Source organism: Enterobacter sp. Y17 (genome assembly GCF_019730495.1).
GTDB lineage: Bacteria > Pseudomonadota > Gammaproteobacteria > Enterobacterales > Enterobacteriaceae > Enterobacter > Enterobacter asburiae_B.
Map to the genome: position 1 here is coordinate 315,579 of NZ_JAASKP010000001.1, position 26,115 is coordinate 341,693.

17 protein-coding genes are annotated in these 26,115 nt (G+C 56.1%); 10 read left to right on the forward strand and 7 right to left on the reverse strand.

From position 1 onward, the window contains the following. Positions 1 to 64: 64 nt before the first annotated feature. Positions 65 to 1,417 (forward strand): glycerol-3-phosphate transporter, encoded by a 1,353-nt coding sequence (gene glpT / locus HCH49_RS01450; protein WP_045888627.1) that lies wholly within the window; start codon positions 65 to 67, stop codon positions 1,415 to 1,417. Between the two features lie 11 nt (positions 1,418 to 1,428). Next, positions 1,429 to 2,487, forward strand: a complete 1,059-nt coding sequence (gene glpQ, locus HCH49_RS01455; protein ID WP_221702037.1) for a glycerophosphodiester phosphodiesterase — start codon at positions 1,429 to 1,431, stop codon at positions 2,485 to 2,487. 105 nt (positions 2,488 to 2,592) lie between these two features. Here glpQ and yfaE read toward each other — a convergent pair whose 3' ends face one another. The 4 genes from yfaE to ubiG all read right to left on the reverse strand — a co-directional run bounded on the left by yfaE (position 2,593) and on the right by ubiG (position 7,388). Continuing rightward, a complete protein-coding gene (yfaE, locus tag HCH49_RS01460; protein ID WP_023294104.1) occupies positions 2,593 to 2,847 on the reverse strand; it encodes a class I ribonucleotide reductase maintenance protein YfaE in 255 nt (84 codons plus the stop codon). Next, a complete protein-coding gene (nrdB, locus tag HCH49_RS01465) occupies positions 2,847 to 3,977 on the reverse strand; it encodes a class Ia ribonucleoside-diphosphate reductase subunit beta (protein ID WP_023312514.1) in 1,131 nt (376 codons plus the stop codon). Before nrdB ends, yfaE begins: the two co-directional genes overlap by 1 nt. Positions 3,978 to 4,026: 49 nt before the next feature. Beyond that, the gene (gene nrdA / locus HCH49_RS01470; RefSeq protein ID WP_023312513.1) at positions 4,027 to 6,312 is read right to left on the reverse strand and encodes a class 1a ribonucleoside-diphosphate reductase subunit alpha; all 2,286 of its coding nucleotides are present in this window, start codon (positions 6,310 to 6,312) and stop codon (positions 4,027 to 4,029) included. A 347-nt stretch (positions 6,313 to 6,659) separates the two neighbouring features. Next, on the reverse strand, positions 6,660 to 7,388 hold the full coding sequence (gene ubiG, locus HCH49_RS01475; RefSeq protein WP_058841537.1) for a bifunctional 2-polyprenyl-6-hydroxyphenol methylase/3-demethylubiquinol 3-O-methyltransferase UbiG: 729 nt from the start codon (positions 7,386 to 7,388) through the stop codon (positions 6,660 to 6,662). Between the two features lie 146 nt (positions 7,389 to 7,534). Between ubiG and gyrA the strand changes: the two genes are divergently transcribed. Together gyrA and rcsC are read left to right on the forward strand one after the other, a co-directional pair. Next, positions 7,535 to 10,171, forward strand: coding sequence for a DNA topoisomerase (ATP-hydrolyzing) subunit A (gene gyrA / locus HCH49_RS01480; protein WP_039263204.1), 2,637 nt, complete (start codon positions 7,535 to 7,537; stop codon positions 10,169 to 10,171). A 135-nt stretch (positions 10,172 to 10,306) separates the two neighbouring features. Beyond that, positions 10,307 to 13,153: a two-component system sensor histidine kinase RcsC gene (gene rcsC / locus HCH49_RS01485; protein WP_033146061.1), complete on the forward strand. Its 2,847-nt coding sequence runs from the start codon at positions 10,307 to 10,309 to the stop codon at positions 13,151 to 13,153. A gap of 90 nt (positions 13,154 to 13,243) precedes the next feature. Here the strand turns inward: rcsC and rcsB are convergent, their stop codons facing one another. Together rcsB and rcsD are read right to left on the reverse strand one after the other, a co-directional pair. After that, positions 13,244 to 13,894 carry a response regulator transcription factor RcsB gene (rcsB, locus tag HCH49_RS01490; protein ID WP_003859405.1) on the reverse strand — a complete coding sequence of 217 codons (651 nt, stop codon included), beginning with the start codon at positions 13,892 to 13,894 and terminating at the stop codon, positions 13,244 to 13,246. Between the two features lie 16 nt (positions 13,895 to 13,910). Then, positions 13,911 to 16,583 (reverse strand): phosphotransferase RcsD, encoded by a 2,673-nt coding sequence (rcsD, locus tag HCH49_RS01495; RefSeq protein WP_058841535.1) that lies wholly within the window; start codon positions 16,581 to 16,583, stop codon positions 13,911 to 13,913. Between the two features lie 744 nt (positions 16,584 to 17,327). On the opposite strand from rcsD, the gene HCH49_RS01500 reads away from it, so the two are divergent. The 6 genes from HCH49_RS01500 (at position 17,328) to mgtE (ending at position 24,695) form a co-directional block, all read left to right on the forward strand. Further along, the gene (locus HCH49_RS01500; RefSeq protein ID WP_033146057.1) at positions 17,328 to 18,440 is read left to right on the forward strand and encodes a porin OmpC; all 1,113 of its coding nucleotides are present in this window, start codon (positions 17,328 to 17,330) and stop codon (positions 18,438 to 18,440) included. Positions 18,441 to 18,554: 114 nt separating this feature from the next. Then, positions 18,555 to 19,610 carry an FAD:protein FMN transferase ApbE gene (apbE, locus tag HCH49_RS01505; protein WP_048975364.1) on the forward strand — a complete coding sequence of 352 codons (1,056 nt, stop codon included), beginning with the start codon at positions 18,555 to 18,557 and terminating at the stop codon, positions 19,608 to 19,610. 72 nt (positions 19,611 to 19,682) lie between these two features. Then, positions 19,683 to 20,741 (forward strand): bifunctional DNA-binding transcriptional regulator/O6-methylguanine-DNA methyltransferase Ada, encoded by a 1,059-nt coding sequence (ada, locus tag HCH49_RS01510; protein ID WP_221702038.1) that lies wholly within the window; start codon positions 19,683 to 19,685, stop codon positions 20,739 to 20,741. Beyond that, entirely contained in the window at positions 20,741 to 21,397 is a 657-nt protein-coding gene (alkB, locus tag HCH49_RS01515) for a DNA oxidative demethylase AlkB (protein WP_221702039.1), read from the forward strand. The genes ada and alkB overlap by 1 nt, the downstream gene beginning before the upstream one ends. A gap of 69 nt (positions 21,398 to 21,466) precedes the next feature. Continuing rightward, positions 21,467 to 23,110: a multidrug ABC transporter permease/ATP-binding protein gene (locus HCH49_RS01520; RefSeq protein ID WP_221702043.1), complete on the forward strand. Its 1,644-nt coding sequence runs from the start codon at positions 21,467 to 21,469 to the stop codon at positions 23,108 to 23,110. 148 nt (positions 23,111 to 23,258) lie between these two features. Further along, entirely contained in the window at positions 23,259 to 24,695 is a 1,437-nt protein-coding gene (gene mgtE, locus HCH49_RS01525) for a magnesium transporter (RefSeq protein ID WP_021241530.1), read from the forward strand. Here the strand turns inward: mgtE and HCH49_RS01530 are convergent. Beyond that, positions 24,658 to 25,947 carry a SulP family inorganic anion transporter gene (locus HCH49_RS01530; protein ID WP_221702044.1) on the reverse strand — a complete coding sequence of 430 codons (1,290 nt, stop codon included), beginning with the start codon at positions 25,945 to 25,947 and terminating at the stop codon, positions 24,658 to 24,660. The genes mgtE and HCH49_RS01530 overlap by 38 nt on opposite strands. Positions 25,948 to 26,115: the final 168 nt, after the last annotated feature.

Consider the following 26,115-nt stretch of genomic DNA (forward strand, 5'->3'; position numbering starts at 1 on the left):
TCCCCGCCTCTGGAATTCAGGTGCGAGCCACCTGCCCATTCAATTCAAGGCCACGGAGGCTGTTATGCTCAGTATCTTCAAACCTGCGCCGCACAGGGCGCGTCTGCCAGAGGCAGAAATTGATCCGCTATACCGCCGTCTGCGCTGGCAAATTTTCCTGGGGATCTTCTTCGGGTACGCGGCGTACTACCTTGTACGTAAAAACTTCGCGCTCGCCATGCCGTATCTGGTGGAGCAGGGCTTCTCCCGCGGCGATCTGGGGTTCGCGCTGTCGGGGATCTCAATCGCCTACGGTTTTTCCAAATTCATCATGGGGTCGGTATCGGATCGCTCGAATCCGCGCGTGTTCCTGCCCGCCGGCCTGATCCTGGCGGCTGCGGTCATGCTGTTCATGGGCTTTGTGCCGTGGGCAACCTCCAGCATCGCCGTCATGTTCGTGCTGCTGTTCCTCTGCGGCTGGTTCCAGGGGATGGGGTGGCCGCCGTGCGGACGTACCATGGTGCACTGGTGGTCGCAGAAGGAACGCGGCGGCATCGTGTCGGTGTGGAACTGCGCGCATAACGTCGGTGGCGGTATCCCGCCGCTGCTGTTCCTGCTGGGGATGGCCTGGTTCAACGACTGGCACGCTGCGCTCTATATGCCTGCCTTTGGCGCCATCGTCGTGGCGATTATCGCCTTCGCGCTGATGCGCGATACGCCGCAATCCTGCGGCCTGCCGCCGATTGAAGAGTACAAAAACGACTATCCGGATGATTACAGCAAGGAGCACGAAGAAGAGCTGACCGCAAAACAGATCTTCATGAAGTACGTCCTGCCGAACAAGCTGCTGTGGTACATCGCGGTGGCGAACGTGTTCGTTTACCTGCTGCGCTACGGCATTCTGGACTGGTCCCCGACCTACCTGAAAGAGGTGAAGCACTTCGCGCTGGATAAATCGTCCTGGGCCTATTTCCTGTATGAATATGCCGGGATCCCGGGCACGCTGCTTTGCGGCTGGATGTCGGACAAGGTGTTTAAAGGCAACCGCGGCGCGACGGGCGTGTTCTTTATGACCCTGGTCACCATCGCGACCGTCGTTTACTGGCTCAACCCGCCGGGCAACCCATCAGTAGACATGGCCTGCATGATCGTTATCGGCTTCCTGATTTATGGTCCGGTAATGCTGATCGGCCTGCACGCGCTGGAACTGGCGCCGAAAAAAGCGGCAGGCACGGCGGCAGGCTTTACCGGTCTGTTCGGCTACCTGGGCGGTTCGGTCGCGGCGAGCGCCATCGTGGGCTACACCGTAGACTTCTTCGGCTGGGACGGCGGGTTTATGGTGATGATCGGCGGCAGCGTGCTGGCGGTACTGCTGCTCATTGTGGTCATGATCGGTGAGAAACGTCACCACGCGGAAGTGCTGGCGCGTCGTCAATAAGGAGCATTGCGATGAAATTATCTTACGTAACAACCGGCCTGCTGCTGGCGGGCCTGATGACAGGCTCCGCGCTGGCGGCGGATAAAATCGTTATCGCCCACCGCGGCGCCAGCGGCTATCTGCCGGAGCATACGCTCCCGGCGAAAGCGATGGCCTATGCCCAGGGCGCGGATTATCTGGAGCAGGATCTGGTAATGACCAAGGACGACCAGCTGGTCGTCCTGCATGACCACTATCTGGACCGCGTGACGGACGTGGCGGAGCGTTTCCCGGACCGCGCGCGCAAAGATGGTCGCTACTACGCCATTGATTTCACGCTGGCGGAGATCCGTTCCCTGAAGTTTACCGAAGGCTTTGAGATTGAAAACGGCAAGAAGGTGCAGGTCTATCCGGGACGTTTCCCGATGGGCAAGTCTGACTTCCGGATCCATACCTTCCAGGAAGAGATTGAGTTTGTTCAGGGGCTGAACCACTCAACCGGTAAAAATATCGGCATCTACCCGGAGATCAAAGCGCCGTGGTTCCACCATCAGGAAGGCAAAGACATTGCCGCGAAGACGCTGGAGGTGCTGAAACAGTACGGCTACACCAGCAAGAAGGACAAAGTCTACCTGCAGTGTTTTGACGCCGCCGAGCTGAAGCGCATCAAAACCGAGCTGGAGCCGAAGATGGGGATGAACCTCAATCTGGTGCAGCTGATTGCCTATACCGACTGGAATGAAACCCAGGAGAAGCAGCCGGACGGCAAGTGGGTGAACTACAGCTACGACTGGATGTTTAAGCCGGGCGCGATGAAGCAGATTGCGCAGTACGCCGACGGCATCGGGCCGGATTACCACATGCTGGTGGCGGAAGGCTCAACGCCGGGCCACGTGAAGCTGACGGCGATGGTGAAAGAGGCGCACGCCAGCAAGATGCAGGTGCATCCGTATACCGTGCGTGCAGACCAGCTGCCGCCGTATGCCACGGACGTGAATCAGCTTTATGAGGTGTTGTATAACCAGGCGGGCGTGGACGGACTGTTTACGGATTTCCCGGATAAAGCGGTCGAATTCGTTCACCGGAAGTAGGTTTGGCAGGTCGGGTAAGGCGAAGCCGCCACCCGACAATCAGGCTCTGCGGCCTGATACCCTCACCCTAACCCTCTCCCACCGGGAGAGGGGATAAGGACAACATCACATTTCGATCTCTATATCACCTTTTGCCCGGCAGCAGCAGGGCAAAATTTCCCCTTCGTTGATAAAGGCCAGCGGCTCGGTCAGCCAGTCCACCTGGCCGGCGACCAGACGGCAGCGGCAGGAGCCGCAGTAGCCGGAACGACACTGGTACTCTACTTCTACCTGATGCGCCTCAAGCGCCACCAGCAGAGAAGGGTGCTCCTCCCGACACAGTACCTCAGTGCCGGAAAGACGTAGCGTGACGCGTGACATCAGAGCTGGAAGTTGCTCAGGTCGTCGGTGTTGACTTCAGAATCAATCTGACCGACCAGATAAGAGCTGACTTCCACTTCCTGCGGCGCAACCTGCACGTTATCGGACACCAGCCAGGTGTTGATCCACGGAATCGGGTTAGAGCGCGTCTGGAACGGCAGGTCAAGACCGACGGCCTGCATGCGGATGTTGGTGATGTACTCAACGTACTGGCACAGAATGTCTTTGTTCAGGCCAATCATGGAGCCGTCGCGGAACAGGTAGTCTGCCCACTCTTTCTCCTGCTGAGCCGCCAGCACGAACAGGTCGTAGCACTCCTGCTTGCACTCTTCGGCAATTTCCGCCATCTCCGGATCGTCCGTCCCGCTGCGCAGCAGGTTCAGCATGTGCTGGGTACCGGTCAGGTGCAGGGCTTCATCGCGGGCGATCAGACGAATGATTTTGGCGTTGCCTTCCATCAGCTTGCGCTCTGCAAAGGCGAAGGAGCAGGCGAAGCTCACGTAGAAGCGGATCGCTTCCAGCGCGTTGACGCTCATCAGGCACAGGTACAGCTGTTTTTTCAGCGCGCGCAGGTTCACGGTGATGGTTTTACCGTTCACGTTGTGCGTACCTTCGCCCAGCAAATGCCAGTAGCTGGTCATCTCGATCAGCTCGTCGTAGTAGTGGGCAATGCCTTCCGCGCGCTTCTGGATCTGCTCGTTGGTGACGATATCGTCAAACACCACAGCCGGATCGTTCACGATGTTGCGGATGATGTGGGTGTAAGAGCGGGAGTGGATCGTCTCGGAGAACGCCCAGGTTTCCACCCAGGTTTCCAGCTCAGGAATGGAGATCAGCGGCAGCAGCGCCACGTTCGGGCTTCGACCCTGAATGGAGTCCAGCAGCGTCTGGTACTTCAGGTTGCTGATGAAGATATGTTTTTCGTGATCCGGCAGCGACTGGTAGTCAATACGGTCGCGGGAGACGTCCACTTCTTCCGGGCGCCAGAAGAAGGAGAGTTGCTTTTCAATCAGCTTTTCGAAGATGTCATATTTTTGCTGATCGTAGCGTGCCACGTTGACCGGCTGGCCGAAGAACATCGGCTCTTTGAGCTGGTCGTTTTTCGTCTGTGAAAAGGTGGTATATGCCATGAGTGTGTCCTGTCTTACGAAATAAAGGCGGGGATATCCCCGCCCTTCATTAGATCTTACATGCGCCGCTTTCGCAGCCATCGTCCTGAATTGACGGTACCATGTCGTCCTGCGCGTCTTCCGCACCGTCACGGGTGTTGTGATAGTACAGCGTTTTCACGCCAAATTTGTAGGCGGTGAGCAGGTCTTTCAGCAGCTGCTGCATCGGTACCTTGCCGGACGGGAAGCGCGTCGGGTCATAGTTGGTATTGGCAGAGATCGACTGGTCGATAAACTTCTGCATGATACCCACCAGCTGCAGGTAGCCGTCGTTGTTCGGCATTTCCCACAGCAGCTCGTAGTTATTACCCAGCGTTTCGTAATCCGGTACCACCTGACGCAGCACGCCGTCTTTCGACGCTTTGATGCTCACGTGGCCGCGCGGCGGTTCAATACCGTTGGTGGCGTTAGAGATCTGCGAAGAGGTCTCGGACGGCATCAGGGCAGAGAGCGTGGAGTTACGCAGGCCATGGGTCTTGATGGACTCGCGCAGGCCTTCCCAGTCGAGATGCAGCGGTTCGCTGACGATCGCATCCAGGTCTTTCTTGTAGGTATCGATTGGCAGAATGCCTTTCGCGTAGGTGGTTTCGTTGAACCACGGGCACGCGCCTTGCTCTTTCGCCAGCTCGTTAGAGGCTTTCATCAGGTAGTACTGAATCGCTTCGAACGTCTGGTGCGTCAGGTTGTTAGCGCTGCCGTCGGAGTAACGCTTGCCGTTTTTCGCCAGCCAGTAGGCGAAGTTGATCACGCCGATACCCAGGGTACGGCGGCCCATTGCACCGCGTTTAGCGGCCGGGATTGGGTAATCCTGGTAGTCCAGCAGAGCGTCGAGCGCGCGAACCGCCAGCACCGCCAGCTCTTCCAGCTCGTCCAGGCTCTTAATTGCGCCCAGGTTGAACGCGGAAAGCGTACACAGCGCGATTTCACCGTTTTCGTCGTTCACGTCTTCCAGCGGTTTGGTCGGCAGGGCGATCTCCAGGCACAGGTTAGACTGGCGCACTGGCGCAACTACTGGATCAAACGGGCTGTGGGTGTTGCAGTGGTCCACGTTCTGGATGTAGATACGGCCGGTAGAGGCACGTTCCTGCATCATCAGGGAGAACAGGTCTACCGCCTTCACGCGCTGCTTGCGGATGCTGTCGTCTTTTTCGTATTTGGTGTACAGACGCTCGAACTCGTCCTGATCGGCAAAGAACGCGTCATACAGGCCCGGAACGTCTGACGGGCTGAACAGGGTGATGTCTTCGCCTTTCAGCAGACGGGTGTACATCAGCTTGTTGATCTGCACGCCGTAGTCCATGTGACGCACGCGGTTGCCTTCCACGCCGCGGTTGTTTTTCAGAACCAGCAGGCTTTCCACTTCCAGGTGCCACATTGGGTAGAACAGGGTCGCAGCACCGCCGCGCACGCCGCCCTGAGAGCAGGATTTTACTGCCGTCTGGAAGTGTTTATAGAACGGGATACAGCCGGTGTGGAACGCTTCACCGCCGCGAATCGGGCTGCCCAGCGCACGGATGCGACCGGCGTTGATGCCGATACCGGCACGCTGGGAGACGTATTTCACGATGGCGCTGGAGGTGGCGTTGATGGAATCCAGGCTGTCACCACACTCGATCAGTACGCAGGAGCTGAACTGACGGGTTGGGGTACGCACGCCAGACATGATTGGCGTCGGCAGAGAAATTTTGAACGTGGATACCGCATCGTAGAAACGCTTTACGTATTCCAGACGGGTGTCACGCGGGTAGTTAGAGAACAGGCAGGCGGCCACCAGAATATAGAGGAACTGGGCGCTTTCGTAGATCTCACCGGTTACACGGTTCTGAACCAGGTATTTGCCTTCGAGCTGCTTCACCGCCGCGTAGGAGAAGTTCATGTCGCGCCAGTGATCGATAAACCCGTTCATCTGCTCGAACTCTTCTTCCGTATAGTCTTCCAGCAGATGCGTGTCGTATTTGCCCAGCTCAACCATTTTCACTACGTGATCGTAAAGCTTCGGCGGCTCAAACTGGCCGTAGGCTTTTTTACGCAGGTGGAAAATCGCCAGACGTGCAGCGAGGTACTGATAATCCGGTGCTTCGCGGGAGATGAGGTCTGCCGCTGCTTTAATGATTGTTTCGTGGATATCAGACGTTTTGATGCCGTCGTAGAACTGAATGTGGGAACGCAGTTCAACCTGGGAGATAGATACGTTGTTCAGTCCTTCTGCTGCCCAGTCGAGAACTCGATGGATTTTGTCCAGATTGATACGCTCGGTAGTACCGTCGCGCTTTGTCACCAGCAGACTCTGATTCATGTGGGTTTTACCTGTCCGTGAAATAAAAAATATCCCCCGTTTATCCACAGATCCGCCTTGTGACTAACTCTGTGGATAAATACTACATGTAGGGGGTTTGCGATAAGAAAAACGCTATATGGTGAGTATTCTAGTATCGAATCTTTTCAGCACAAGGGTTGATTTTGGCGTTAAATTGAGGTTGTGAAAGGGTAAAAAAGGCTAAGTCCTCGTACCATAAGGCCTGGAAGACATGTCAATAATTAAGAAAAAAAATTCAAAATTTGATCGAGTGCTGATTTCTTCAACGGGAGGTCAGAATTGCGCAACATGATGTCGCGCAATCTTTATAAGAATAACGAATGACGTTAGTCGTTTTTGGCGGTGGTATGCAACATATAGTTAACATCTACGCCCGGTGCAAGCTTGAATTTATCGGTCAACGGATTGTAGTGCAGGCCGGTGATGTGCTGCTCTTTGAGCCACGTCTGGTCAACCCAGCTTAACAACTCCGCAGGCTTGATGAATTTCTTCACGTCGTGCGTCCCTTTCGGCACCATGCGCAGCACATACTCCGCGCCGACAACGGCCATCAGCCAGGCTTTACCGTTACGGTTGATGGTTGAGAAGAAGACCTGGCCGCCCGGTTTCACCAGTTTTGCACAGGCGTGCACCACCGACTGCGGATCGGGAACGTGCTCCAGCATCTCCATGCAGGTCACCACATCGTACTGATGGGCGTGTTTTGCCGCGTGCTCTTCCACGGTTTCCTGCACGTATTCCACCTGAATGCCGGACTCCAGCGCGTGAAGGCGGGCCACCTGCAGCGGTTCAAAGCCCATATCCAGGCCCGTAACATTCGCCCCTTCGCGCGCCATGCTCTCAGCCAGGATGCCGCCGCCGCAGCCGACGTCGAGCACTTTCTTACCGAACAGACCGCCGGAACGCTCCGCGATATAGCCCAGACGCAGCGGGTTAATGCGATGCAGCGGTTTGAACTCACCTTCGAGATCCCACCAGCGGGACGCCACCGCTTCAAATTTGGCAATCTCTTCGTGGTCAACGTTGTGAACCACCGGGGATTTTTCGGCATTCATGGGCGCTTTTACTCCTTATTTAGCAAGACAAAGGAGTATATCAGGCAATCCCCGTGAATAAAGCGTATAGGTTTACCTCAATCACCTCGGCTGTGTTATAATTTGCGACCTTTGAATCCGGGATACAGTAGAGGGATAGCGGTTAGATGAGCGACCTTGCGAGAGAAATTACACCGGTTAACATCGAGGAAGAGCTGAAGAGCTCCTATCTGGACTATGCGATGTCGGTCATTGTTGGCCGTGCGCTGCCGGACGTCCGCGATGGCCTTAAGCCGGTACACCGTCGCGTACTATACGCCATGAACGTATTGGGCAATGACTGGAATAAAGCCTATAAAAAATCTGCCCGCGTCGTCGGTGACGTCATCGGTAAATATCACCCGCATGGTGATACCGCCGTGTATGACACCATCGTTCGTATGGCGCAGCCATTCTCCTTGCGTTACATGCTGGTAGATGGTCAGGGTAACTTTGGTTCAGTCGACGGCGACTCCGCTGCGGCGATGCGTTATACGGAAATCCGTATGTCGAAAATCGCTCATGAGCTGATGGCCGACCTGGAAAAAGAGACCGTTGATTTCGTCGATAACTACGACGGCACCGAGCGCATCCCTGATGTGATGCCAACCAAGATCCCGAACCTGCTGGTTAACGGTTCCTCCGGTATCGCGGTCGGTATGGCAACCAACATTCCGCCGCACAATATCACCGAAGTGATCAACGGCTGCCTGGCCTATATCGACGATGAAGACATCAGCATTGAAGGGCTGATGGAACACATCCCGGGTCCGGACTTCCCAACGGCGGCGATTATCAACGGTCGTCGCGGTATTGAAGAAGCGTACCGCACCGGCCGCGGCAAGATTTACATCCGTGCCCGCGCCGAAGTGGAAGCGGACGCTAAAACCGGCCGTGAAACCATCATTGTTCACGAGATCCCGTATCAGGTGAACAAAGCGCGTCTGATTGAAAAAATCGCCGAGCTGGTAAAAGAAAAACGCGTTGAAGGCATCAGCGCGCTGCGTGACGAGTCTGACAAAGACGGTATGCGCATCGTGATTGAGATCAAACGCGACGCGGTGGGTGAGGTTGTGCTGAACAACCTGTACTCCCAGACTCAGCTTCAGGTTTCCTTCGGTATCAACATGGTTGCGCTGCACCATGGTCAGCCGAAGATCATGAACCTGAAAGAGATCCTGAGCGCGTTCGTGCGTCACCGCCGTGAAGTGGTGACCCGTCGTACCATCTTCGAACTGCGCAAAGCGCGCGACCGTGCGCACATTCTTGAAGCGCTGGCGGTTGCGCTGGCCAACATCGACCCGATCATCGAACTGATCCGTCGTGCGCCAACCCCGGCGGAGGCGAAAGCCGCCCTGATTTCCCGTCCGTGGGATCTGGGTAACGTCGCCGCGATGCTGGAACGTGCGGGCGATGACGCAGCGCGTCCTGAGTGGCTGGAACCTGAATTCGGCGTGCGTGACGGTCAGTATTACCTGACTGAACAGCAGGCTCAGGCGATTCTGGATCTGCGTCTGCAGAAACTGACCGGCCTTGAGCACGAAAAACTGCTCGACGAATACAAAGAGCTGCTGGAACAGATTGCTGAACTGCTGCATATCCTGGGCAGCGCAGAGCGTCTGATGGAAGTGATCCGTGAAGAGCTGGAGCTGGTCCGCGATCAGTTCGGCGATGCGCGCCGCACCGAAATCACCGCGAACAGCTCTGATATCAACATTGAAGATCTGATCAACCGCGAAGACGTGGTGGTCACCCTGTCTCACCAGGGCTATGTGAAGTATCAGCCGCTAACCGACTACGAAGCACAGCGTCGTGGCGGTAAAGGCAAATCTGCGGCACGTATTAAAGAAGAAGACTTTATTGACCGCCTGCTGGTGGCGAACACCCATGACACGATCCTCTGCTTCTCCAGCCGCGGTCGTCTGTACTGGATGAAAGTCTATCAGCTGCCGGAAGCGAGCCGTGGCGCGCGTGGCCGTCCAATCGTTAACCTGCTGCCGCTGGAAGCGAATGAACGTATCACCGCCATCCTGCCGGTACGCGAGTACGAAGAGGGCGTGAACGTCTTTATGGCGACCGCCAGCGGTACCGTGAAGAAAACCGCGCTGACCGAGTTCAGCCGCCCACGTTCTGCCGGGATCATCGCGGTGAACCTGAACGAAGGCGACGAGCTGATCGGTGTGGATCTGACCTCCGGTTCTGATGAAGTGATGCTGTTCTCTGCGGCCGGTAAAGTGGTGCGCTTTAAAGAGAACGCCGTTCGTGCAATGGGTCGTACCGCTACGGGCGTTCGTGGTATCAAACTGGCTGGCGAAGACAGCGTTGTTTCTCTGATTATTCCGCGCGGTGAAGGGGCTATCCTGACCGTGACGCAGAATGGTTACGGTAAACGTACGGCGGAAGGGGAATACCCAACCAAGTCTCGCGGCACGCAGGGCGTTATCTCTATCAAAGTGACCGAGCGCAACGGTTCCGTTGTGGGCGCGGTGCAGGTAGACGATGCCGACCAGATCATGATGATCACCGATGCCGGTACGCTGGTGCGTACCCGCGTCTCTGAGATCAGCGTGGTGGGGCGTAACACCCAGGGCGTGATCCTCATCCGTACAGCGGAAGATGAAAACGTGGTGGGTCTGCAGCGCGTTGCTGAGCCGGTGGATGACGAAGAGCTCGATTCCATCGACGGTAGCGTTGCGGAAGGCGATGATGATATCGCGCCGGAAGCCGACACTGACGATGATGTAGCGGATGACGCTGACGAGTAATGTCTCCTGATGCAAAAAAGGGCCGGATTCCGGCCCTTTTCTTTTGCACAAGCAGATAAGTCAACGTTGCGACCTGGCGCGTTTACCGCTACCTTAACCACATTCTTTTGACCCCGACGGCGGAGCCTCGCCCCCTTGAAATACCTCGTCTCCTTTCGTACTACGCTGAAAGTTTCTCGCTATCTGTTTCGGGCGCTGGCGCTCTTGCTTTGGCTGCTGGTGGCCTTGTTCTCGGTGTTTTACATCGTTAACGCGCTACACCAGAAAGAAGCGGAGATCCGCCAGGAGTTTAACTTAAGCTCCGACCAGGCCCAGCGCTACATTCAGCGAACGTCTGACGTGATGAAGGAGCTGAAGTATATTGCCGAAAATCGTCTGACGGCGGAAAACGGCATCCTTGCGCTTCGCGGGCGTAACGACAAAACCGAAGTCCCGGACTTCCAGCCGCTGTTCCCGGATTCCGATTGCTCCACCATGAGCAATACCTGGCGCGGGTCGCTGGAATCCCTTGCCTGGTTTATGCGCTACTGGCGCGACAATTTCTCCGCCGCCTATGACCTGAACCGCGTATTCCTGATTGGCAGTGAAAATCTCTGCATGGCTGACTTTGGCCTGCGCGACGTGCCCGTTGAGCGTGACGATGCGCTGAAAAGCCTGCATGAACGTATTGTGAAATACCGCAATGCGCCGCAGGACGAGCGCGGGAATAACATCTTCTGGGTTAGCCAGGGCCCGCGCCCGGGCGTGGGCTATTTCTACGCCCTGACGCCGGTGTATCTGGGCAATCGCCTGCAGGCGCTGCTGGGGATTGAGCAGACCATTCGTATGGAAAACTTTTTCACTCCGGGCAGCCTGCCTATGGGGGTGACCATTCTGGATGAAAACGGTCATCAGCTGATCTCACTCGCCGGGCCGGATAACCGGTTAAACGTTGAACCGCACTGGATGCAGGAGCGGTCGTGGTTTGGCTATACCTCGGGCTTCCGCGAGCTGGTGCTGAAGAAGAGCCTGCCGCCTTCGTCGCTGAGTATTGTCTATTCGCTGCCGGTAGATATGGTGCTTGAGCGGATACGTATTCTCATCATGAATGCGATTCTGCTGAACCTGATCGCGGGCGGGGCGCTGTTTACCCTGGCGCGCATGTATGAGCGGAAAATCTTTATTCCGGCCGAAAGCGACGCCCAGCGGCTGGAGGAACACGAGCAGTTTAACCGGAAGATTGTCGCGTCGGCGCCGGTGGGGATCTGTATTCTGCGTACCCAGGACGGAACCAACATCCTGAGTAACGAGCTGGCGCATAACTACCTGAACATGCTGACGCACGAAGATCGACAGAGGCTGACGCAAATTATCTGCGGTCAGCAGGTTAACTTTGTCGATGTGCTCACCAGCACGCACACCAACCTGCAGATCAGCTTTGTGCATTCCCGCTATCGCAATGAAAACGTGGCGATTTGCGTGCTGGTGGATGTCTCCGCGCGCGTGAAGATGGAAGAGTCGTTGCAGGAGATGGCGCAGGCTGCGGAGCAGGCCAGCCAGTCGAAATCCATGTTCCTTGCCACCGTCAGCCACGAGCTGCGAACGCCGCTGTACGGGATCATCGGTAACCTCGACCTGCTGCAGACCAAAGAGTTGCCGAAAGGGGTCGACAGGCTGGTGACGGCAATGAACAACTCCTCCAGCCTGCTGCTGAAAATCATCAGCGATATTCTCGACTTCTCTAAAATTGAGTCTGAGCAGCTGAAAATCGAACCGCGGGAGTTCTCGCCGCGCGAGGTGATGAACCACATCAGCGCCAACTATCTGCCGCTGGTGGTGCGTAAACAGCTGGGGCTCTACTGCTTTATTGAACCTGACGTGCCGCTGACGCTGCACGGCGATCCGATGCGCCTGCAGCAGGTCATTTCTAACCTGCTCAGCAACGCCATCAAATTCACCGACGTTGGCTGTATCGTGTTGCACGTCTGCCGGGCGGGGGATTACCTGAGCATTCGCGTGCGCGACACGGGTGTCGGCATCCCGGCGAAGGAAGTGGTTCGCCTGTTCGACCCGTTCTTCCAGGTCGGGACCGGCGTGCAGCGTAACTTCCAGGGCACCGGACTGGGGCTGGCGATTTGTGAGAAGCTCGTCAGCATGATGGACGGCGATATCTCTGTGGATACCGAGCCCGGCATGGGCAGCCAGTTCACCATCCGTATTCCGCTCTATTCGGCGCAGTATCCGGCAAAAGCGACGGTGGACGGGCTGAGCGACAAGCGCTGCTGGCTGGCGGTGCATAACGCCTCGCTGAATGACTACCTGACGGCGCTGCTTGCCCACAGCGGCGTGAGGGTGTGTCTCTATGAAGGTCAAACACCGGATGTGGACGATGTGCTGATTGCCGACGAGATGCCGGAGCAGCCGTGGCAGGGGAGAGGGGCAGTGCTCTTCTGCCGTCGCCACATCGGCATTCCTGTCGAGCGTGCACCCGGGGAATGGGTACACAGTGTTGCAACGCCGCACGAGCTGTTGAGCCTGCTGGCGCGCATCTACAAAGTGGAGCTGGAAGAGCGCGACGGCACGGGCGGATTGCCGTCACCGGAGTCTCTGGCGTCGGTGAATGACGATATGATGATTCTGGTGGTGGATGACCATCCGATTAACCGTCGCCTGCTGGCTGACCAGCTTGGATCGCTGGGCTACCAGTGCAAAACCGCCAATGACGGCGTGGATGCGCTGAATGTGCTGAGTAAAAATCATATTGATATCGTGCTTAGCGACGTCAACATGCCAAACATGGACGGCTACCGTCTGACGCAGCGCATCCGACAGCTTGGCCTGACGCTGCCGGTAGTGGGCGTAACGGCGAACGCGCTGGCGGAAGAGAAACAGCGTTGTCTGGAGTCAGGCATGGACAGCTGTCTGTCGAAACCGGTGACGCTGGACGTGCTGAAGCAGACATTGTCGATTTACGCGGATCGCGTGAGAAAAACCAGAATATAAAAAAGGCCCGTAAGGGCCTTTTCGTTTTTTCACCCTCTCCCCGCGGGAGAGGGACGGGGTGAGGGCATCAGGCCGCACACCCGTCCGGGATCAATCCTTGTCCGTTGCGCTCAGCGTAACGGAGGAGAGATAGTTCAGCAGAGCAATATCGTTGTCCACGCCCAGCTTCATCATCGCTGATTTCTTCTGGCTGCTGATGGTTTTAATGCTGCGGTTCAGCTTCTTGGCAATCTCGGTTACCAGGAAACCTTCTGCGAACAGGCGCAGAACTTCACTCTCTTTCGGGGACAGGCGTTTGTCACCGTAGCCACCCGCGCTGATTTTTTCCAGCAGACGAGAGACGCTCTCAGGCGTGAACTTCTTGCCTTTCTGCAGCGCAGCGAGCGCTTTTGGCAGATCGGTCGGGGCACCCTGTTTCAGCACAATCCCTTCGATGTCCAGATCCAACACCGCGCTCAGGATCGCCGGGTTGTTGTTCATGGTCAGAACAATGATCGAGATATCCGGGAAGTGACGCTTAATGTATTTGATGAGCGTGATCCCATCACCGTATTTGTCCCCAGGCATGGAGAGATCGGTAATGAGCACATGCGCATCAAGCTTTGGGAGGTTATTGATCAGTGCTGTAGAGTCTTCAAATTCACCGACTACATTCACCCACTCGATCTGTTCAAGTGATTTGCGAATACCGAACAGTACAATCGGATGGTCATCGGCAATAATTACGTTCATATTGTTCATGTATAAGGCTACCTTGCTACAGCAAGCTTTTGACGTAGGCGTCAATGTCGCTGATGTATTTTTCAATGCCAGAGGCATCTTTCTCACGAATTAGATGTTCCAGCGTTTCACATAACTGCTTGCCGGGAACCAGATTAAGCATGGCAAACACCCCTTTAAGCCGGTGTGCTGTCTGTGCCAGCGCTGCAAAATCATTCGCAGCGGACTCAGTATACAACCGCTTAACATCATCTGGTACTGTATCAACAAAGAGTGAATAGTATCCGCTGGCGTGAAGCTCGGCATTTTCATTGCCGCCTAACGGTGACTCCGTTATCTCTTCCTGCGCCAGCTGCTCTTCTATTAGTTGTAGTACAGCTTCCTGCATCGCATTGCTTATATTAAAGTTGACGCGCAGCTGGCCAGGGCCGATTTTCCGCACGCCTGACTCATCATCGCTTAAAAGCAAGCCGGAGGCAGTAAGATTAGACGGATTATCAGTTAAAAACAGATCAAATTCTTGACTTGCAAGTCTTTCATCCGGCGTGATGCAGGCCGCTCCCCAGTTTTCTAACTGACGAACGACAATATTGCGGATCTCGTTCGAGGTCACGTCGACCATCACCACGACATCATCCAGCAGACGTTCCTCATCTTCTTCCTGCGGATTGGCCGCCATTTTCACGTGCAGAGAATAGCGGGTGCCGAGGGATTCACGTGCTTTGATGTTCAGGTGGCCGCCGAGCTTACGCGCCAGCTGATCGCACAGCCAGAAGGTCAGGGCATTGGCCTTGCCGTAGCGATCGCTCTGCGTGTCATTCAGGAACGGGAAGTGCAGATTATCAATTTCACTCGTTGTGACGCCTTCCCCGGTGTCCAGGATGCGGAACGTCAGACGGTCTTCTGCTGACTCCTCGGTGCTGACTTCAAGGGTGATCTTGCCGATCTGCGTGGTGGTCACGGCGTACTGAATAATCATCAGCAGAATGCGGCGCAGCGCTTCGCGATCGCCGTGGCGTTCGTCATTCGCAGGGAGATTGTTATTGATCAGCAGCTGCAGCCCTTTGCGCTTGATGACGGGCAGCACTTCCGGCACCACTTCATCGATCAAATCCTGAATGGAGAAGAGGGCTGGCGTTCCCTTCCAGAAATCATTCTCCAGCATGTTCGCCAGCTGGATCTCATCAACCATTCTGACCAGCGAATCGGCCTGGCAGGCAAGCTGGTGGCTTTCAGAGGTGTTTAGCGCCGCCGCCTGGGTCGCCAGCGTTTTTAACGGCTGCTTGAAGGCATCGCCAATGTTCTGCATAAATGCGGCGCGCCCCTGCTGGTTTTTCTCATACAGCCTTTGCGCCTGCTTGAGCTTCTTATTGACCAGCACTTCGCGATCCTGGTCGCGAATAATGAAGATTTGCGTGCGGGGAGCCACCTGGCTGCGGAACTGACGGATCTCGTACAGTTCATTGTTGATGGTTGCCTGAATCACCCCCTGGTGTTGATCCGCCATGGTGGTGATGTTCTGCAGGTTAAGATGCGGCAGCAGATGGTCGGCAATTTTGTTGCTCATCACCGTACGATTCGCTTCCTGGTCGTGAACCAGGACCCCAAGCGGCAGCACGGAAACAATCTCTTCATTCAGTGCACGCAATACGCGCAGCTCGTTGCTGGTGCCGGCCGGAACCGCAGAGGCGTCGCTCTGACGACCCGTCTGGAAACGGAAGGTGCTGTAGCCAAACAGGGCCAGCGCCAGCAGACCGATATTCAGCAGCAGAGGCAGCAGGATATTTTGCAGGGTGTCGAGCAACAGCGTGCCAAACGGTACCTGCCACACCAGGCGCATACCGGTCGAGTTCAGCGATGAGGCAATTTCGATTTTCGAGCCGTTAAAGGAGATCGATACGCTCTCTGCGGCCTCTTTGTCAGACGCCGCACGCATGTTCTGGGTGCTGCTGTCTGGCTCCAGGCGGAAGCTGTCGAGCGGCATGTCCGGCGGGATTAAATCATTAATCGGTAAATCGAAGGCCACTACCGTCGCCAGATGTCCGGGCTGGTTGAACGTGGTGCGCAGGGTAAAATAATGGCCGTTTTGCCAGGCCAGACGACGCAGGGAAGAGAAACTCTCACGTTCATCAAGGGCGTTCGCCTGCTGCAGCATCTCTGCCCGGCGGGAATCGACGATGCTGCCCACGGTTGTCTCTTTAAAGCCGGACGAGAGATCTTTTAACGGCAGCGTTGAGATCAGGATCATGCTGTTATCCTGACCGTTCAGATAATACATCGACCACGGTACCGTTTCGGCACCCCAGAGGGTATCCAGATAGGTCGAAATACGCTGCGTCATCTCAAGCGTCGCGCTGTCGTGAGAGCCAAAGATAAGGGCCTCGGTCTTACGCTGCGGTTTTTCGAGATAATAGACATCCTGCTTAAGCCGCGTCTCCTGAAGTCCATCCCCGGATGAGGAGGTCGGGGCTGCCGCGATATTGTCGTAAATCTGCCAGGTGGCGTAGCGCCAGGTGTCTATGCGCTTGTGCACGGCATGGGTGATATCAACGACCTGATAGCTCTTATCCTTCAGCCAGGCGTTAACCGCGCTTTGTACCATCACCCCCATGGTGACTAACAGCACAACGATCAAAAGAAGAAAGAAACGGGTGATGCTCCCGGGGAGGAGGGAGAATTTGCTCGGGGCGGTAGTTTCAGTCTGACTCATTGATATATTTAACCCGTTATGGTCGTGCTCTGTGGCGATAGGGCAGTATAAAGGGTAATAACTGAATTTCCAGCGCGACTGTCCGGGAAGAGGCGACTTTTTCTCCGGACAATATCGGCGGCGGGGAGTGCAGAAAACATGTACAAACTCGCCATGCACGTACAAATAATCGACCCACGCCGTCAATAAATAGCACGAATTAACAAGAAATTAAGTTTTTGCACCAATTTATGGACTTCGGAGAATACCCGACGAGAATTTAGTTAATAGTCGTTACAATTACGGTGCGGTAGCACAAAAAAAGAGAAGTTACGTAAAGAAAGGTAAAAAAAAACCGAATGCGAAGCATCCGGTTCAATTAGGGATAAACAGACATTCAAAACTGAATGACGGTAATAAATAAAGTTAATGATGATAGCGAGAGTTATTTTAGAGATTAGCTGCGATCTTGTTTTGTCATTCAGTGCTGTAACGTATTTTATTGTAACTTACTGATGTTTATGGGTTGATTTTTTCGTTTGATTATAAGTGCTAATTTTATAAGCTATTTGTGCTTTGTAAAAGTTCCTTGGTATTTACATTTTGAAACATGTTGATAGATAAATGAAACATCTTCAAAGTTTTCGTATCATATTCGCATTGGATTATTCTGTAATTTTGAGGAGAATGAAATTGCCGACTGGTTAATGAGGGTTAACCAGTAAGCAGTGGCAATTATAAGGCATATAACAGAGGGTTAATAAAATGAAAGTTAAAGTACTGTCCCTCCTGGTACCAGCACTCCTGGTGGCAGGCGCAGCAAATGCGGCCGAAATTTATAACAAAGATGGCAACAAATTAGATCTGTACGGCAAAGTCGATGGTCTGCACTATTTCTCTGACGACAAGGGTGCCGACGGCGACCAGACCTACATGCGTCTTGGCTTCAAAGGCGAAACTCAGGTTAACGATCAGCTGACCGGTTACGGCCAGTGGGAATACCAGATCCAGGGCAACACCTCCGAAAGCGAAAACGATGCCTGGACGCGTGTGGCGTTCGCGGGTCTGAAATTCGGTGACGCGGGTTCTTTCGATTACGGTCGTAACTACGGCGTAATCTACGACGTAACCTCCTGGACTGACGTTCTGCCAGAATTTGGCGGCGATACCTACGGCGCAGACAACTTCCTGCAGTCCCGTGCTAACGGCGTAGCGACCTACCGTAACCAGGACTTCTTCGGTCTGGTAGATGGTCTGAACTTTGCCCTGCAGTATCAGGGTAAAAACGGCAGCGTAAGCGGTGAAAACGTAGGTGGCCGTAGCCTGCTGAAACAGAACGGCGACGGCTACGGTGCATCCGTGACCTATAACCTGGGCGAAGGTTTCAGCGTGGGTGGCGCAATGTCCTCCTCCAAACGTACCGCCGATCAGAACGGCGCAAGCGTTTACGGTCATGGCGATAACGCAGAAGTCTATTCTGGCGGCCTGAAATACGATGCCAACAACATCTATCTGGCAGCGCAGTACTCCCAGACCTACAACGCAACCCGTTTCGGTACCTCTAACGGCGACAGCCCGACTACCGCTTACGGCTTCGCTAACAAAGCGCAGAACTTCGAAGTGGTTGCTCAGTACCAGTTCGACTTCGGCCTGCGTCCATCCGTGGCTTACCTGCAGTCTAAAGGGAAAGACATCGAAGGTTACGGCGATCAGGATCTGCTGAAATATGTTGATGTTGGTGCGACTTACTACTTCAACAAAAACATGTCCACCTACGTGGATTACAAAATCAACCTGGTTGATGAAAATGAATTCACCCGTCAGGCGGGTATCGGTACTGACGATATCGTAGCGCTGGGCCTGGTTTACCAGTTCTAATCGCTTCACCGTGTGACGTAAGGGGCCTGATGGCCCCTTTTTTGTGCTTCCCGGATTCTCACAACTCACCCGTTTTGGTGTACTCTTGCCGCCCTGGCATGAGGATAATAATGAATGGACATGACTTTTTTACGCGCCATCTTTCTGGCTATGCTTTTTTTCCTGACCGCGTGTAACGATCCCACTCCCGTGGCGAAAACCGACGCACCCGCCGCGACGGTGCTCGAAGGCAAAACGATGGGCACCTTCTGGCGCGTCAGCGTGATGAACCTCGATAAAACGCGTACAGATGAACTTCGCGGCAAAATCCAGTCTCAGCTGGATGCCGACGACCAGCTGCTCTCAACCTATAAAAATGATTCGGCGCTGATGCGCTTTAATCTCTCCACCAGTACCTCCCTGTGGCCGGTGAGCGAAGCGATGGCCGATATCGTGACCGAATCCATACGCGTGGGTTACAAAACCAACGGGGCGATGGATGTGACCGTCGGACCTCTGGTGAACCTCTGGGGATTTGGCCCTAACAAACAGCCGATGACCACGCCTGAACAGGCGGCCATTGATGACGCCCGCGCCCGGACAGGGCTGCAGCATCTGACGGTGATCAATCAGTACGGGCAACAGTACCTGCAAAAAGATATCCCCGATCTGTTTGTCGATCTGTCGACGGTTGGGGAAGGCTATGCGGCGGATCATCTTGCTGCGCTGATGGCCCAGGAAGGCATTTCCCGCTATCTGGTCTCCGTGGGCGGCGCGTTAGTCAGCCGGGGGATGAACGCCAGCGATAAGCCGTGGCGCGTAGCGATTCAAAAACCGACCGATCGGCAAAATGCCGTGCAGGCGATAGTGGATATCAACGGTCACGGCATCAGTACTTCCGGAAGCTACCGTAACTATTACGAGCTTGACGGGAAGCGTATTTCGCATGTTATCGATCCGCAGACCGGCCGTCCCATCACGCATAATCTGGTCTCGGTGACGGTCATTGCCCCCACCGCGCTGGAAGCGGATGCCTGGGATACCGGATTAATGGTTCTCGGCCCGGAAAAAGCCAAAGAGGTGGTTCGCCAGGAAGGACTGGCGGTTTATATGATCACCAAAGAGGGCGACGGGTTCAAAACCTGGAGCTCGCCGCAGTTCAAGAGTTTCCTGGTGCACGACAAAAATTAAAAAGCAAGGTTGCGGGTTTTTTATCACTGGCGCTCAGGCACGCTCTATGTATGCTTACATGAGGAGCCGATAATGAGAAACCCGACCTTTATTACCGATGAGGATCGCTGGCAGGCCGTGCTGGCCCGCGATCCGCGCGCTGACGAGCGGTTTGTCTTCGCCGTACAGACTACGGGAATTTTCTGCCGCCCGTCATGCCGTGCCCGCCACGCGCTGCGTAAAAACGTCCGCTTTTATCCCGATGCCCACCATGCCGTACAGGCAGGATTTCGCCCGTGCAAGCGCTGCATGCCGGACAAACGCGATCCGCAGGAGCAGAAGCTGGCAAAAGTGGAACACGCCTGCCGTCTTCTGGAGCAGGATCCCACGCTAACCCTTGAAGGGCTGGCGCAGCAGGTGGCCATGAGCCCTTTCCATTTCCACCGTCTGTTTAAGTCCGTGACCGGCATGACGCCAAAAGCCTGGCAGCAGGCGGCGCGAGGCCAGCGCCTGCGCACCGCGCTTGCACAGGGAGACAAAATTACCGACGCCGTGCTGGCAGCGGGGTTTCCCGACAGCAGCAGCTATTATCGTAAAGCCAACGATGCGCTGGGCATGACGGCGAAGCAGTACCGCAAAGGGGATGTGGCGGTGCGTTATGCCATCAGCGACTGTTCGTTAGGACGCTGTCTGGTGGCAGAAAGCGAGCGGGGGATCTGCGCGATCCTGCTGGGTGACAGCGATGAAGAATTAGCCGAAGAGCTTGCCGCGCAATTTCCAAAAGCAGCACATGCGCCGCTGGAAGAGGATTTCGCGCAGCGGGTCCAGCAGGTGATTGCCAGTATTGATAACCGCGACGTACCGCTTGCGCTGCCGCTGGATATTCGCGGAACCGCTTTCCAGCAGCGCGTCTGGCAGGCCCTTCGCAACATTCCCTGCGGCGAAACGGCAAGTTACCAGCAGGTGGCGCAGGCGATTGGCCAGCCCAGTGCGGTACGCGCCGTTGCCGGAGCCTGTGCGGCAAACACGCTGGCGATTGTGATCCCCTGTCATCGCGTGGTTCGTAGCGACGGCGCGCTGTCGGGTTACCGTTGGGGGACGGCGCGAAAAGCGCTATTACTGAAACGTGAGGCGAAACGCCAGGAGGGATAATGCTCGATCTTTTTGCGGATGCTGAACCCTGGCAGGAGCCGCTTGCGCCGGGGGCGGTGATCCTGCGCCGCTTTGCGCTCTCCCGTGCGGCGGCGCTGCTGGCCGGTATCGACGAGGTGACGGCGGTTTCGCCGTTTCGCCATATGGTGACGCCGGGCGGCTACACCATGTCGATAGCCATGGCCAACTGCGGGGAACTGGGCTGGGCGACGAACGAGCGGGGCTATCTGTATGCCCCGAACGATCCCGCTACCGGCCAGCCGTGGCCCCCGATGCCTGCGGTTTTTCAGGCTCTCTGCCACGAGGCCGCCGTAGCAGCGCAGTATCCTGACTTCCGGCCGGATGCCTGCCTGATCAACCGCTACGCCGTTGGCGCGAAGCTCTCGCTGCATCAGGACAAGGATGAACCCGATCTGCGCGCGCCTATCGTTTCGGTATCGTTAGGTCTGCCTGCCGTCTTCCAGTTTGGGGGATTACGCCGCAACGACCCGCTCAAGCGCATCATGCTGGAACATGGCGATGTGGTGGTGTGGGGCAGGGAGTCGCGGCTGTATTATCATGGCATTCAGCCGCTGAAGCCCGGGGTTCACCCGCTCACGGGCGAGTACCGTTATAACCTGACCTTTCGTCAGGCGGGGCACGGTAAACTAAAATAAGAATTATTCTTGATGTACACGCAGGGCAGTTTACACTGCTGGCTGATTTTTATTGTCCGGATTGCCTGCATGCAACTACTTCTCCTCGTCTGGCGTCAGTATCGCTGGCCCTTCATTGCAGTAATGGCGTTAAGCCTCGCCAGCGCCGCGCTGGGTATTGGCCTGATCGCGTTTATTAACGTGCGGTTGATTGAAATGGTCGATACCTCGCTCTCCGTTCTGCCGGAGTTTCTCGGCCTGCTGCTCCTGTTGATGGCGGTTACGCTCGGTTCCCAGCTGGCGCTGACCACGCTCGGGCACCATTTCGTTTTCCGTTTGCGCAGTGAGTTTATCAAGCGGATCCTGGACACCCAGGTTGAGCGCGTTGAGCAGCTCGGCAGCGCATCCCTGCTGGCGGGGCTGACCAGCGACGTGCGCGCCATCACCATCGCGTTCGTTCGGCTGCCGGAGCTGGTGCAGGGGATCGTTCTGACCTTTGGCTCGGCTGCCTATCTCGCCTGGCTCTCCAGCAAAATGCTGGCGGTGACCGCCCTGTGGATTGCCATTACCATCTGGGGCGGCTTTATGCTGGTGTCGCGCGTCTATAAACATATGGCGGTGCTGCGCGAAACCGAAGATAAGCTCTACAACGATTACCAGACGGTGCTGGAAGGGCGCAAAGAGCTCACCCTGAACCGCGAGCGCGCCGAGCATATCTTTAATCATCTCTATATCCCGGACGCGCGCGAATACCGTCATCATATTATTCGCGCCGATACCTTCCACCTGAGCGCGGTGAACTGGTCAAACATCATGATGCTGGGTGCCATTGGCCTGGTATTCTGGATGGCGAACGGCCTGGGCTGGGCTGACACCAACGTAGCGGCAACCTACTCGCTGACGCTGCTGTTTTTACGCACGCCGCTGCTCTCGGCGGTCGGTGCGTTGCCCACCCTGCTGAGTGCGCAGGTGGCCTTTAATAAGCTCAAAAAATTCGATCTCGCGCCGTTTAAAGCCGAATTCCCGCGCCCGCAGGCCTTCCCTAACTGGCAGACGCTGGAGCTGCGTAACGTCACGTTCCGCTATCAGGACAGCGCCTTCTCCGTGGGGCCGGTCAACCTGACGATCCGCCGCGGTGAACTGCTGTTCCTCATCGGCGGCAACGGCAGCGGTAAATCTACGCTGGCGATGTTGCTGACCGGACTCTATCAGCCGCAGTCGGGCGAGATTTTGCTGGATGGCAGGGCGCTGAGCGCGGAGAAGCCCGAGGATTACCGCAAGCTTTTCTCGGCGGTGTTCACCGACGTCTGGCTGTTTGACCAACTGCTGGGGCCGGAAGGGCAACCGGCCAATCCTGCGCTGGTGGAAAAATGGCTGGCGCAGCTGCAGATGTCGCACAAGCTGGCGTTACAGGACGGGAAGATCCTCAACCTGAAGCTTTCCAAAGGGCAGAAAAAGCGCGTGGCGCTGCTGCTGGCGCTGGCGGAAGAGCGTGACATCATCCTGCTGGACGAGTGGGCTGCGGATCAGGACCCGCATTTCCGCCGCGAGTTTTATCAGGTGCTGTTGCCGCTGATGCAGGAGATGGGCAAAACCATTTTCGCCATCAGCCACGACGATCACTACTTCATTCATGCTGACCGCCTGCTGGAGATGCGTGACGGCAAGCTGAGCGAGCTGACCGGTGAAGAGCGCGTTGCGGCCTCGCGTGACGCGGTAGCGCGCACGGCCTGATGCCCTTACCCTGGCCCTCTCCCACTGGGAGAGGGGATAAATCGTGGCCGCGATGCCGCTTTTTTCTCCATCCCGTCCCGTTGTTTATTCTTATTTACATATCCCCGCGCTATGCTTAACCCCAACTCATTTAATGGATTTATGATTGATGTCGGTATTAAAGAAAAACAGCGCCAGACAGCGTGACCAGGAGCGCGCGCGACTCATCTGGCTTCTCACGACCGATAAAGCGGTCACTTCTACGCTTTTAGGCAAACTCACCCTGGCTGAGCAATATGATGTCGGCACCCTGGCCGACGATATTGCTGAGGTAGGTGCGCTGGTTGCTCATTTACCCCCGCCGGATCTGGCGGATACCCTTGAAGCGCTGCCCTCGGAAGAACGCCACGCCCTGTGGCGTCTGGTGCAGGATCACGAGCGCGGGCAGGTGCTGCTTGAGGCCTCCGAAAACGTCTGGGACGACCTGATCGACGAGATGAGCGATCGGGATATTCTCGACGCTCTGCAAACCCTGGATATCGACGAGCAGATTTACCTCGTTCAGCACCTGCCGCGAAACCTGACCGGCCGCCTGCTGGCGTCGCTGCCTGCCGATGAACGCGCGCGCGTGCGCCAGGTGATGCACTACGAGAAAAACAGCGTCGGCGCGATCATGGAGTTCGGCGTTATCACGGTGCGACCGGACGTGACGCTCGGTACCGTGCAGCGCTATCTGCGTCGCCTGGGCAAAATGCCGGACAACACCGATAAACTCTTTGTCACCTCCCGGGATAAAACCCTGCTTGGCGAGCTGGAGCTGAAAACCATCCTGCTCAACAGCACCCAGCGGAAGGTGAGCGAGGTGATGGAAAACGAGCCGATGGTCTTCTCTCCGGAAGACGACGCGGAAAAAGCGGCGCGTACCTTCGAGCGTGACGACCTGGTGAGTGCCGCCGTCGTGGATTCAGTCGGCAAACTGATGGGGCGTCTGACCATCGATGAGATCGTTGATGTGGTCTACGAAGAAACCGACAACGACCTTCGCGCGCTCGGGGGGATCAGCGCCGAAGATGACGTCCATGCCTCCGTCGGCAAGGCGGTGAAAACGCGCTGGGCGTGGCTGGCCATTAACCTGTGTACCGCGTTTATCGCCTCCCGCGTGATCGACGGTTTTGAACACACCATTTCGCAGCTGGTGGCGCTGGCCTCGCTGATGCCGATTGTGGCCGGAATTGGCGGCAACACCGGAAACCAGACCATCACCATGATCGTCCGCGCCCTGGCGCTGGAAAATATTCAGCCCGGTAACTTCGCCTTTCTGATCTTCAGGGAGATGGGCGTGGCGCTGATCAACGGCCTGGTGTGGGGCGGGATTATGGGCGGCATAACCTGGTGGCTGTACGACGATATGGCCCTGGGCGGCGTGATGATGCTGGCGATGGTGCTGAACCTGCTGGTGGCATCAATGATGGGGGTCATTATCCCGCTGACGATGACCAAACTGGGGCGCGACCCCGCGGTGGGGTCGAGCGTGATGATCACCGCCATCACCGATACCGGCGGTTTCTTTATTTTTCTTGGGCTGGCGACGATTTTTCTTCTGTAGCCCGACGCTTAATGCGGGCGGGGAAGAGTGCCATGACGATAATCCCGCCCAGCACGCCAATCGCCAGATTGCCGGTTGATACCGTGGCGGCAACGGTGACCAGCATGACGACCGTTTCTGCTATCGGGGCCGTTTTCACCGTGGCTGGCTGAAGGCTGTGCCAGCTGAAGGTTTTGACGGCGACAATCGCCATAATACCCGCCAGCACCGCCATCGGGATGTTGGCCATCACGTCGCTGAGCACCGTCACCAGGATCAGCAGCACAATGCCCGCCGCAAAGGTTGAAATGCGGCTTCGACCTTTCCCCATCTCCACGTTGACGATGGTTTGTCCGATCATCGCGCAGCCTGCAATCCCGCCATAAAATCCGGCCAGAATATTGCCGACGCCTAGTCCAATGCTTTCGCGGCGTTTACCTGACGGTGTCGCGGTCAGCTCATCCACCAGCTTTGCCGTCAGCAGGGATTCCAGCAGGCCGACAAACGCGATGCTCAGCGCGCACGGCCAGATAATGCTCAGCGTCTGCACATTGAGCGGGACCAGCAGCTCGGTAAGACCCGGCAAACCGCCGCTCATGGAGCCTTCATCGCCCACGGTCGGCAGGGTTTGACCGGTTGAAACGGTGAACAAGGTAAGCACAACAATCGCAATCAGCGGGGAAGGGATGCTTTTGATATAGCGCGGCACCCACAGCACAATCAGTAGCGTCAGGACGAACAGGCCCACAATCAGCGGGCTTCGGCTCCAGAAATGCGGCACCTGAGCGAAGAAGATCAAAATGCCCAGTGCGTTAACAAATCCGGTCATGACCGACTGGGGTATAAAGCGCATCAGCCTTGCCATGCCCAGCACGCCAAACAGAATCTGAATCACGCCCGCCATCAGCACGGCGGGAAGTATGTACTGTACGCCGTGCTGATGCACCATCGGGCCAATGACCAGCGCCACGGAACCGGCCGCTGCCGTGACCATCGCCGGACGGCCTCCGAGTACAGACAGGGCAAGACACAGCACCACGGAGGCGATCAGGCTGACCTTCGGGTCAACGCCCGCCACAACCGAAAATGAGATAACCTCGGGGATCAGCGCCAGGGCGGTAATCACGCCAGCCAGCGTTTCACGCGTCAGCCGCTTTGGGGAACGCAGCACGTTGGCTACGCGGTCTTCGGGGGATACAGCAGAATGGGGTAGGGACATAACAGTTCGCTGGTTAGGGCAGGCTTCCGTGCGCGCGATCACAAAACGCAACATACTAGCCAGTAAAACCGCGCTTTACCAGACGCATCGATAATTCCTCACAAACAATCCATCATTAAATTTCACAATTACAATAATTTCGTAACCTTTAAACAATATTTAAAAGTTGTTACCGTGCCCCCGCAGCTTTTTTCACCTGCAATTTCCACGCATCAAGCACTT